The organism is Arthrobacter sp. E44 (assembly GCF_041877125.1).
Lineage (GTDB): Bacteria > Actinomycetota > Actinomycetes > Actinomycetales > Micrococcaceae > Arthrobacter.
Map to the genome: position 1 here is coordinate 43,423 of NZ_JBHDJA010000026.1, position 10,450 is coordinate 53,872.

Sequence of the window (10,450 nt, forward strand, 5' to 3'; positions counted from 1 at the left end):
TAACAGCACGTTTCCCCTGCCCGTACCCGGGCAGGGGAAACGTGCTGGCGCAACCGCGCGCTCAGGATCCTTGGCGGATGTTCCGAAGTCCACTGGGACGGGGAGCGGACCCGCAAACTTAGCCGACGATGGCACCGTCAATGTCGTCAGCCGATGGCAGGCCCGATCCACGCCCGCGATCGTTTCCGTCATGGCGCCGTTGGCGCGCCGCGTCTTATACCTCGAGGGTGATGCCGAGTTCTGCCAGCGCGGCGTTGAATTCCGGGATCTCGCGTGGGTCGCCCTCGACGAGGGTCGGGATGGAGCGGAAGTACGCTTCCACGTTCCCGTTCTCGCAGATGTACTCGACGACGCCGAGTTGCTCGAGTACGGGAAGGTCTATCGCGCCTTTGGCGAGGAAGGCGGTGGAGGGCGCTGAGATGGTCAGCGCGTCAGCGTGTTTGCCCTGCGCGTAAATGTGGACGTGACCGCTGCCGTAGGCCTTCACCGGAACCTGGTTGAAGACGCCGAGTAGCCGCTCCGTGAATTGGGCGGGGATGTTCAGGGTGTGCACGGGCTCTTCAATGGTGGGCTGCCAAAGTGGCTTGTGGCAGAACACGAGGGTGGGGCGGCCCGCGACCTTCTCCGGGACGGTGTCCAGCCATTGCCACTGCTCCTGCTCCTCGGGGATGCCGGCGCCGATGATCTCACTGTTGAAACCAACGATCGCGTAGTCGCCGACGATGTGAACCCAGCTGTCCGGGCCGAACGCATCGATGTGGGCCTTGGTGCGGGCGCTTGTTGCGGCTATTCCGGCCCACGGGTGTTCGCCGGGTTCACCGACATCGTGGTTGCCGGGCACAACATACAGAGGCGCGTCGATGAGGTTCAGCGCCTGCTTCGCCGCAGCCCGGTCCGCGTCGTTGTCGGGGTTGAGGATGAGGATGTCGCCGCTGTGGACGACGACGTCCGGGCGGAGTTGGTCGTTGATGAATCGCGCGAGCTGCTGGAAGTTCTCGTTAGAGACACCGCCGAGGTGGGAGAGGTGCGTGTCGGTGATCTGGACAATTTTCATGGTGTTCCTTATCTGTTGGGTAGGAGTCGGTCGCGGCACTTACTGCCGGACAACACGAAGGCGTTGGCGACGCCGATGGAAGGTGGGGGCTGATGGCCGGGATCGCAGGCAGCCGGTCCGCTGGCGGTCGCAGACAGCCCGGATGCAAACGCGCAACGAAGACGGCATCGGCCCTTATTTCAGTCCCGACCGTACGAACGCGTCCACCACGTAGCGCTGCAGGAAGATGTAGATCAGGAAGATCGGCAGGCAGGCCAAGGCTGACGCGGCCATGATGGCGCCCCAGTTGTTCCCCTCGGCACCGAGGAAACCGCGGATGCCCACCTGGATGAGGGCATCGGATTTCTGCATGATCAGTGACGGCCACAGGTACTCGTTCCAGGCGCTGATGAACAGCATGATTCCCAGGGCGGCGAGTGCCGGCCGGAGGTTCGGAACCACCACTTCCCAGAGGGTCCGCCACGACGACCGCCCGTCCATCTGGCTGGCATCCAGCAGGTCCTTGGGGAACGCTTCGAGGTGCTGGCGGAGCATCATCACCGCAAACGCGGAGCACAGCTGCGGCAGGACCACGCCGGTGATGGTGTTGAGCAGACCCATCTGGGAGACCAGCAGGTAGTTCGGGATCATGGTCACCTGGAACGGCACCAGCCAGGAGCCCACGAACAACAGGTAGAGCGCCTTCTTTCCTGTGAAGTCCCAGCGGGCGAAGCCGTAGGAGGCCAAGATCGCCACCAGCAGCTGCGCCCCGGCCAGCACCAGGGACATGCCGAAGGTGTTGGCCAGCATGCCCGCGATGGGAATGGTACTCAGCACGTACTGGAAGTTCTCCAGGCTCAAAGGACCCGGCAGGGGGTTCGTGGACAGGGCGTCCGACGCCGGCCGGAAGGCCGTGACGAACATCCAGTAGACCGGGAAGATGGACGCCAGGGCCAACACGATCAGGAGGGCGTGGCTGGGGACGACGGACCAGGCGGCCCAGCGCGTGAGGCGACGGGTCGCCGTCGTGCTTTTCTCGGGTGCGTCGGCGCCGGAGGACGAGGCGGCGCCCACAGGGCCGGGCTGGGCCGGCGGGGCAATGGTAATGAAGGCCAACGTGGTCCCTTCCTAGTTGTCGTAGAAGCTGAGGCGCTCTGAGAGTTCCACAAAGACCAGGGCGATCAGCCCGAACCCGAGGAAGAAGAGCGTTCCGGCTGCGGACGACAAGCCGGCGTCGAAGTTCCGGAAGCCGAACTGGTACAGCAGGTAGTAGATGTTGGTGGACGAATTGCCCGGTCCGCCCTGGGTGACGAGGTCGATGATCGGATAGGTCCATTGGGCGGAGAGCAGGATGGTCATGAGCGACAGGAACACCAGGCTGGGGGAGAGCAGGGGGAGGATGATCCGCCAGGTGATCTGCCGTCCGCTGGCGCCGTCGATGGAGGCCGCCGCGGCGTAGTCGGGGCTGATGCCCGCCAGGCCGGCCGAGACCACCAGGACGCCGAAGCCAAGCATCTGCCAGCCCACGATCACGATCACGGCGATCATGGAGCCGTCCGGGTCGCGGAACACGTTGCCCATCGGCGAGCCAAGGGTGGCCGCGATCGCGGGGATGGTGCCGCCTTCGGGTGCGAAGAGCCACCGCCAGATGGCGCTGGTAGCAACCGGGGTGATCAGGAACGGCACGAAAATCAACGCCTGGTACGCGGTGCGCGCGCGGCCCTGGACTTTCCGCGAGAGCAGCGCGAACACCAGCGGCAGGGCCACGGAAATGGCCAGGAACGCCAGGATGTACAGCCCGGTGTTGAGCAGGGCCTGATGGAGTTCGGGCAGGCTCAGCACTTTCGCGTACTTCTGCACGTCCACGTACTGCTTGGGCTTGGTGGGGATCAGGTTCCAGTCGTAGAACGACAGGTTGACAGTCTGGCCCAGCGGCCAGTACGTCCAGACAAGCAGTAGGACGACGGCCGGCAGAATGTAGAAATAGGGGTTCCACGAACGGCGGGCGGCGCGGCCGCGATGCGGGCGGCCGGCCGGACCGGCAGCGGCGACGCCAGCTGCCGGCCCGGAGGTTTCAATGAACATTGTTTTCTTGGCTTCCGTGAGGGCCCGTTCTAGCGGGCAGTCCCGGCGAGCTCGCCTTCGGCGGCGATGTTATTGGAAGCCTCGGCGTCGGGTGCGTAGTCCGTCCGCATGGCGTCGGTGACCTCTTCCAGGGACATCTTCTGGTAAGCGGCCATCTGCTCGGCAGAGACGCTGTACACGGTGGAGAACTCACCGATCGGGACCACGGAGTTGAGCAGCCGGTCGTGGTAGACGTGGACGAGGTTGAAGGCCTGGGCGCCGTTCTGGCCGCGCATCGTGTCGCGGGGAACGTTGAGGTCCTGGGTGTAGCAGGTGGCCGACGCGACCGAGACAGGAACCCCGGCGAAGCTGGAGAAGGTGGAGTAGTGCAGGTGGCCTGCAAGGATGCCGCGCACGTCGGTGCCTTCGATAACCTTCTCGAAACGGCTCTGCTCGCGCAGTTCCACCATGGCCATGATCTCCAGCGGGCTGGGGACCGGCGGGTGGTGCAGCGCGATCAGGGTGCCGTGCGGTGCCGGCGTGGCCAGCACGTCGGAGAGCCAGGCGAGCTGCTCGTCCGAGATCTCGCCGTGGTGCAGGCCGGGAACGGTGGAGTCGAGGGCGATGATGCGCAGGCCGTTGACGTCGTGGACCATGTCCACTGATTCCTGTCCGGCGTCAGAGTCCAGGAGGCCTGAGCGGAAAGCGGCGCGCTCGTCGTGGTTGCCCATGACCCAGATGATCTTGGCGCCCAGCTCGTCGGCCACCGGTTCCACGATGTTGCGGAGGCGGACGTAGGCGTCGGGCCGGCCGGTGTCGGCGAGGTCGCCGGTGAAAACGATGGCTTCGGGCTTGACCTGGGCCTTGACGAAGTCGCGGAACAGCTGGCGGAGGTTCTCGTCGCTGTCGACGCTGCCGTGCAGGAGGTCGTTGTCGGCGACGAAGTGGGTGTCGCTGATGTGCAGGATGAAGTGTTCGGGGGCGGGGTGCTGGGGTTCGATCGTCATTGTGCGTACTCCTCGTGCTGGGTTTGGGTGGCTGAGGTTTCTTCCCCGGGGACCCCCGGGATGGTGAGGGCCGCCCTCAGGCGGTCCAGGTCGTCGTCGCTGAAGCCGTGGGCCTTGAGCAGGCCTTCGACGCTGCCGTAGCTGCCTTGGACGAAGTCCAGGGTGGCGTCCAGGACGGCGGCGGGGCTGGCGGAGATGATTTCGCGGAGGTCCCCGCCGACGGTGTCAAGGCCCGGGTGGTTGGCGACGGTGGCCAGCATGGTCTCCGTCCATTCGCCGGCCAGGTTGTCCCCGGTGGCGGCGTAGTCGCGGACGACCTGTTCGCGGTCGACGCCGGCTGCCAGCAGGGCCAGGGCGATGACGACGCCGGTCCGGTCTTTGCCTGCGGTGCAGTGCACAAGGACGGGATCGGTTCCGGAGTCGGCGATCAAGCGGACCGCTCCTGCCAGGCGCTCGGCGTGCGCGTCGATCATCAGCGTGTAGATGTCCAGGAGCGTCGTGGTCGGGGTGAGGCCGGGGACCTTGCCCTTGCCCTGCTCGAAGATGGCGTTGTGCCGCGATTCCAGGGCGAGCCCTTCGAGGAGGCTGGGCGACTGCTCCAGTTCGGTCCGGTCGCGCAGGTCGATCACCAGGCGGATGCCCAGTTCAGCGAGGCTGGCGCGTCCGGCGTCGGTGAGGCGGTGCAGCCCGTCCGAGCGGAACAGTTTTCCCTCCCGGACAGTCCGTCCGGCGGCGGCGTAGCCGCCGGTGCTGCGGAAGTTGTAGGTACCGTCCACTGCGATGGGGTGGTTTGCGGTTCCGGGGAGAGCGGCCTCGGTGGTCGTGGTCACAGGGAATTCCTTTCTAGGGGCCGGCACGCGGCCGGTAAACGCCGGCACACGGGGCCGGCCCGGTTGCTCAGCGGGGGAGGAGGTCCTGGGCGCGGCGCTGTGCCTCGGACATGGTGGCCTTGGCGTCCTTGCCGTAGTAGACGACGTCCTCGATGGCGGTGGCCAGGATGTCGTCCACCTGCACGTAGCTGTTGCCGGGGTAGGACACCCAGGGCTGGAGGCGGTCAAGCTGTGCCAGGTTCGGTGCCAGGAGCGGGTTCTTCTGGGCCCAGTCGTACAGTACGCCGCCCTTCTGGGTCAGCGAGGTGCGCAGCGGGAGGTAGCCGATCTTGCTGGAGATCTGTTCGTAGGCGTGGTCGCTGGTCATGAACTTGATCAGCTCCCAGGAGGCCCGCTGCTTGGCCGGGTCCTGGCCCAGGATGAACAGGGCCGAGCCGGAGTTGGTGGGAACCGAGGGCTTGTCGCCGAAGCCAGGCATTCCCGCAGCCTTGAGCGTCCAGCCTGCCTTGGCCGAGCTGGCCATGAACATGCCCTGCAGCGCCGATGAGGTGATCTGCATGGCGGTCTCGCCCTTGGCAAAGCCTTCAGACATGCTGGACGAGTCCGTGTTGCGCAGGACTCCGGCTCGGTTCATCTCGGCGAGCTTGGACACGGTGTCCGCGGCGGCGTCGGAGCCGAAACCGATGGTCTTGCGGTCGTCCGAGAGCACCTCTGCGCCGTTGGACTTGAAGACACCCTGCATGCACCAGTTGCCGCCCTTGACGGAGCAGGATAGGTCCAGCGACGGCTTGCCGGTTTTTGCCGTGACGGCCTTCGCCACGGTCAGCACCTTGTCCCACGTGGAAAGGTCGACGTCGGCGGGGAGCCCGGCTGCCTGGAGCTGGGTGGCGTTGTAGAACAGGACGGGGGTGGAGAAGACGTACGGGATGCCGTAGGTCTTGCCGTTCCAGTCGGCCAGGTGCTTGGCTTTGTCGTGGAAGGGGTGTGCGCCGTCGAGGTGCGCATCAACCGCGTCCTGGCCCACAAGGTCGCTGATGGGGTTCGCGCCGAGCTGGGTGGCGGCGAAGTCCAGCGAATCGAAGGTCAGCTGGGCGACGTCCGGGGCCTTGCCTGCCAGCAGCTGCGTCTGGACGCTGCTGACGATGTTCGACAGGGCGGCCCCGCCGCCCTGCGGGGCCTGGGCGGTGACGTGGATATTGGGGTGGGCCTTTTCGAAGTCCGCGATCAGGCCTTTGACGGTGTCAGTCCACACGCCGGCTTGCGCCAGGTTGTAGCTCTCAAAGGTGATGTCTACCTGCTGGTCGGACTTCAGCTCAGGAATTTGGGCAGCTATGGTGCTGGCCTGGGTGCTGCCGGAGCAGGCGGCGAGGGTCAGGGCGGCTGTGCCGGCCACGATGGTCAGGGCAAGGGAACGGAGAGTTCGCACGGTTTTCCTTCAGTGTTGGGGGGAAGGTTGTTGGGGGGAGACGTGAAAGTGGGCTGCTTAGGCGACAGGCGCCGGTACCGACGCGGGCTGCCATTCGAGGCGGCGGCCGCTGGTCCGGTCGAAGAGGTGCAGCCGGTCGGCGGCGGCGCTGAGCACCACGGCCCGGCCGGTGTCCCAGTGTTCGTTGCGGGAGGCGCGGACCGCCACCCGGTTGGCGCCGACCCGGCAGTAGAGAACCTGGTCGCTCCCGAGGTTTTCGGAAAGTTCGACGACGCCGCGCAGGGCGGCGCCGGCGCTGGGAGCGGCTGCTGCGGACCCGGCGGCGTGGATGCTCAGGTGTTCGGGACGGATGCCGAGCACGATGTCCCGCTGGGGCGTCTCGCCGGGCCAGAGCACTGCCTCCACGGACGGCGCCAGCACGGTGACCATGCCGTTGCTGGTGGCCAGTTCGGCGTCGAGCAGGTTGGTGGCGGGGGATCCGAGGAAGCCCGCGGCGAAGACCGAAGCCGGCTTGTCGTACAGTTCCTCCGGCGTTCCGAGCTGCTCCAGTTGCCCGCCGTTGAGCAGGGCGATCTTGGTGGCCATGGTCATGGCTTCGACCTGGTCGTGCGTGACGTAGATGAATGTCGCGCCGAGCCGCTTGTGGAGTCCCGCGAGTTCCTGCCGCGTGGCTGTGCGGAGCTTCGCGTCGAGGTTGGAGAGCGGTTCGTCCATGAGGAAGGCCTTGGGTTCGCGGACCAGGGCGCGGGCGACTGCCACTCGCTGGCGCTGTCCGCCGGAGAGTTCCTTGGGCTTCCGGTGCAGCAGGTGTCCGATTTCCACCATCTCCGCCACGGCCTGGACCCGTTCCTTGACGAACTGCTTGTCGGCCCGCCGGACGTTCAGGGGGAAGGCGAGGTTCTTGGCCACGCTCAGGTGCGGGTAGAGGGCATAGCTCTGGAACACCATGGCGAGGTCGCGCTTTTTGGACGGCGCCGTGGTGATGTCGCGTCCGTCCAGTTCGAGGGACCCCGACGTCGGCTCCAGCAGGCCCGCGATCATGCGAAGCAGGGTGGTCTTGCCGCAGCCGCTGGGACCGAGCAGGACCAGAAAGTCACCGTCTTCAACGGTGAGCGAAACGTTCTTTACCGCCGTCACGTTCTTGAACGAACGTGAGAGCTGGTTGAGCACTAGTCGGCCCACAGGCACCTCCGGGGGAAACGATGATTCCTAAATCGAATTTTCTAGGAAACGTCTTACCCTCGAAGAGTGGGCCTGAAAAGTGAATCGTGAGTGGATCAAGCGTTAATCGCCGGGGAGGGAGAGCGGAACACTTACAGCTGAAGCAGCAGGTTATTGATTGTCTTCGACGATGCTGTGCAGGACTTCCTCGAAGACGGCCGAACGGGCCTCCACAACTTCCGGCGAGTTCCCGGTGACTGCCGCGTGGAGCGCCGACAGGATCAGCATCTGGACGATGTTCCCGATCGGCAGCTCGTCATTCCAGGCGTGGAACTCGGCGCCGGCCATGAGCGTATGGGTGGAGACTTCGGCCAGCGCCGATTTCGCGTAGCTCGTTACGCCGATGACCGTGGCTCCGCTGTCCGCCGCAAGCCGGGCCGAACCAAGCGTGAAAGAGTTCATGCCGCTGTCGCTGACGGCGATGCACACATCGCCGGGGCGCAGCAGCTTGGCAGAGATGTGCTGTGTGGCGATATCGCCCGGGGCCTCGCACACGACGCCGGCGGCAAGGAACCGCAGCGCGAGTGATTTGGCGGGGGATAGAGACGCTCCGTTGGCCACAATCAGCAGGCGCCGGGCACGGCGGATGGCCGCGGCGGCCCCGTCAAACGCTGTGAAGTCCAGGGACCCCAGGGCCCCTCGAATGTCTTGGGCGGCCCTGGAGAAGATGCCGGACACCAAGTGCTCCGAGGAACCTGGTTCGCCGCGGGCCGCCAGCGAATCCTGCTCCGCACTGTCGCGTGCTGCGGCTCCGAGGTCGCGGAGCAGGACCTGGCGCAGGTGCTGGAAGCCGGCGAAACCCAGGCCTTTGCAGGCGCGCACGATCGTCGCCGGGGAGGTGCCGGTCTCCGCCACCAGATCGGCCACCGACATCCTCGCCACGGTCTCGGGCGAATCGATGCACAGCTGGGCGACGCGCTGCTCACTGGGGACCAGCGACGGGAAGATCGACTTAATGTGGGCGCGCGAGCCGCCCAGTGGCGGCTCGGAGCTCTGCGGTGTCATGGAACCTTCATACCAGATCCCCGTGGAAGGGCCGCCCGTTCCGGCATACGGCCAAGGACTCAAGGGCGAGAGTCAACGTCACTCTGCTTTAGGTCTTCGACCGCCCAGGCGAGTCTGGTTCCATGCTGTCCTGTAAGGTGCGCGCTCTTAGCGAAGCGTTTGCGTGCCGACGACGGAGAGCAGTTGCAGCTTCTCGTAGCTCTCACTGCCGGGAATGGCGGTGTAGACGAGCAGCGAATGCGATTGTCCCGGATCGAGCAGTGTCTGGCAGGTCAATCCCAGGGCTCCGAGTTCAGGGTGGATGAAGTGCTTCATCTCGCGGGGCCGGATGCCGACTTCGTGCTCGCTCCACACGTCCCGGAACTCTTCACTCCGGGCGAGAAGCAAGTCCGCAAGGTTAGCGGCCCGGGATGCAGGACCGCGCAGCGTGGCCACCCCGCGCAGGCCCGAGACGAACATGCGGCTGAGGAACGGATGGTCCTCGGGGCTAGAGTTGCCGTGTCGCGGGGTCGGTGAACCAGCGGTAGCCGATGCTGCGGGCAGGGCCGCTATAGGAGGTCAGGTCACCGGTGAGCGCGACGCCGAGTGCGGTCTGCCGCAGGGTCTCGCCGAGCTCAGTGACGATCTCCGCGGGAGTGTCATGCAGGCGGTCGAAGATGCGCAGCAGGCCGGGGCTGATGTGCTCGCTGACAGCGCCGCGGGCGGGTGGGTTTTGTCCGGAGAGGCGGAACCGGTGGTCGCGTTCGTCGAGGGAGAGATGGAGCCCTTGCGCGATGGAGGCGATCATCTGCTCGGATGGATGCGGTCCGCGTTCTCGCTCGAGTCGCGAGTAGTAGTCGGTCGATATGTGGCAAAGCAGGGCGACTTCCTCGCGCCGCAGCCCGCTTGTCCGGCGGCGTTGTCCACGCGGGAGGCCGTCGTCCTCGGGTTGCAACGCCTCCCGGCGGCGCCGGAGGAACTCCGCCAGTCCGGTCCTGTCGATCACCATGCGTCTCCTTCCTTGCGGCCACTTCCTTCCTACCACGTGCGCATTCAAGCATCCACGACCTACTGATCCTCCGTTATCGACGCCGGACGATACCGGGATCCACCGACAAAAGGGTCAAGTTTCCTATCGGGTCCACCCACGCCTGATGTAGGTCTGGTCGGACCTTGCCTTCCTTATCAGGGGATCAAGCGGCCCTGAATAACTTCGCCGTCTTCCGCGCCGCTGGAGGCAACGACACAACTACCAGGAGTGAGTGAACACATGCCACGCAAGAACCTCGACATCACGGTCCCCGACCTATCCGGGAAGCGCGCCGTCGTCACCGGAGCCAGCGACGGGATGGGCCTGGGGATGGCGGCGCGGCTGGCCGCAGCTGGCGCGGAGGTCCTCATGCCCGTCCCGCAACCACATCCTCATCAACAACGCCGGAGTGATGACACTGCCTGACCGGCAGGCGACCGCCGACGGGTTCGAGCTTCAGTTCGGCTCCAACCACCTCGGCCACTTCGCGCTCGTGGCCCACCTGCAACCCGTCCTCAGAGATGGTCAGGCACGGGTGACCTCGCAGGTCAACGTAGCGGTGAACAGTGGGGTCATCAACTGGGACGACCTGAACTGGGAACGGTCTTATCACGGCATGAATGCCTACCGACAGTCTAAGATCGCATTCGGTCTGTTCGGCCTTGAGCTGGACCGGCGCAGCCAAGCGGGCGACTGGGGCATCAGCAGCAACCTCTCCCACCCCGGAGTCGCTCGGGACTGCTGAAGGTTTGATTGACACTTTGCCTGTGAGGATTTGATCCTTGCGGGTGGAAGGATGTTCCTCATGCCCAAAGCCTTTCCCGAAGAGTTCCGCCGCGATGTCGTGGCGGTTGC

At 65.6% G+C, this 10,450-nt stretch carries 8 protein-coding genes and 2 pseudogenes; 1 reads left to right on the plus strand and 9 read right to left on the minus strand.

Annotated elements, in window-relative coordinates:
- Window positions 1-214: 214 nt before the first annotated feature.
- The 9 genes and pseudogenes from ACETK3_RS18665 to ACETK3_RS18705 all read right to left on the minus strand — a co-directional run bounded on the left by ACETK3_RS18665 (window position 215) and on the right by ACETK3_RS18705 (window position 9,571).
- Window positions 215-1,054, minus strand: coding sequence for a metallophosphoesterase (locus ACETK3_RS18665; RefSeq protein ID WP_253033686.1), 840 nt, complete (start codon window positions 1,052-1,054; stop codon window positions 215-217).
- A 174-nt stretch (window positions 1,055-1,228) separates the two neighbouring features.
- Entirely contained in the window at window positions 1,229-2,149 is a 921-nt protein-coding gene (locus ACETK3_RS18670) for a carbohydrate ABC transporter permease (protein WP_253033685.1), read from the minus strand.
- A gap of 12 nt (window positions 2,150-2,161) precedes the next feature.
- Window positions 2,162-3,118: a carbohydrate ABC transporter permease gene (locus ACETK3_RS18675; RefSeq protein ID WP_253033684.1), complete on the minus strand. Its 957-nt coding sequence runs from the start codon at window positions 3,116-3,118 to the stop codon at window positions 2,162-2,164.
- A 29-nt stretch (window positions 3,119-3,147) separates the two neighbouring features.
- Entirely contained in the window at window positions 3,148-4,104 is a 957-nt protein-coding gene (locus ACETK3_RS18680; RefSeq protein WP_253033683.1) for a phosphodiesterase, read from the minus strand.
- Entirely contained in the window at window positions 4,101-4,934 is an 834-nt protein-coding gene (locus ACETK3_RS18685) for a tyrosine-protein phosphatase (RefSeq protein WP_253033682.1), read from the minus strand. Before ACETK3_RS18685 ends, ACETK3_RS18680 begins: the two co-directional genes overlap by 4 nt.
- A gap of 67 nt (window positions 4,935-5,001) precedes the next feature.
- Window positions 5,002-6,360: an ABC transporter substrate-binding protein gene (locus ACETK3_RS18690; protein WP_253033681.1), complete on the minus strand. Its 1,359-nt coding sequence runs from the start codon at window positions 6,358-6,360 to the stop codon at window positions 5,002-5,004.
- 57 nt (window positions 6,361-6,417) lie between these two features.
- Window positions 6,418-7,542: an ABC transporter ATP-binding protein gene (locus tag ACETK3_RS18695; RefSeq protein WP_253033680.1), complete on the minus strand. Its 1,125-nt coding sequence runs from the start codon at window positions 7,540-7,542 to the stop codon at window positions 6,418-6,420.
- Window positions 7,543-7,692: 150 nt separating this feature from the next.
- The gene (locus tag ACETK3_RS18700; RefSeq protein WP_373993348.1) at window positions 7,693-8,586 is read right to left on the minus strand and encodes a MurR/RpiR family transcriptional regulator; all 894 of its coding nucleotides are present in this window, start codon (window positions 8,584-8,586) and stop codon (window positions 7,693-7,695) included.
- 147 nt (window positions 8,587-8,733) lie between these two features.
- Window positions 8,734-9,571 (minus strand): annotated as a pseudogene (locus ACETK3_RS18705) (helix-turn-helix transcriptional regulator).
- Between the two features lie 264 nt (window positions 9,572-9,835).
- Here ACETK3_RS18705 and ACETK3_RS18710 point away from each other — a divergent pair.
- Window positions 9,836-10,328 (plus strand): annotated as a pseudogene (locus tag ACETK3_RS18710) (short chain dehydrogenase); the annotation flags it as partial.
- Window positions 10,329-10,450 lie beyond the last annotated feature (122 nt).

Bases quoted from the DNA above. Each gene is read 5' to 3' on its own strand.
- ACETK3_RS18680 (WP_253033683.1), bottom strand. From the start codon at position 4,104: ATGACGATCGAACCCCAGCACCCCGCCCCCGAACACTTCATCCTGCAC.
- ACETK3_RS18700 (WP_373993348.1), bottom strand. From the start codon at position 8,586: ATGACACCGCAGAGCTCCGAGCCGCCACTGGGCGGCTCGCGCGCCCAC.
- ACETK3_RS18675 (WP_253033684.1), bottom strand. From the start codon at position 3,118: ATGTTCATTGAAACCTCCGGGCCGGCAGCTGGCGTCGCCGCTGCCGGT.
- ACETK3_RS18665 (WP_253033686.1), bottom strand. From the start codon at position 1,054: ATGAAAATTGTCCAGATCACCGACACGCACCTCTCCCACCTCGGCGGT.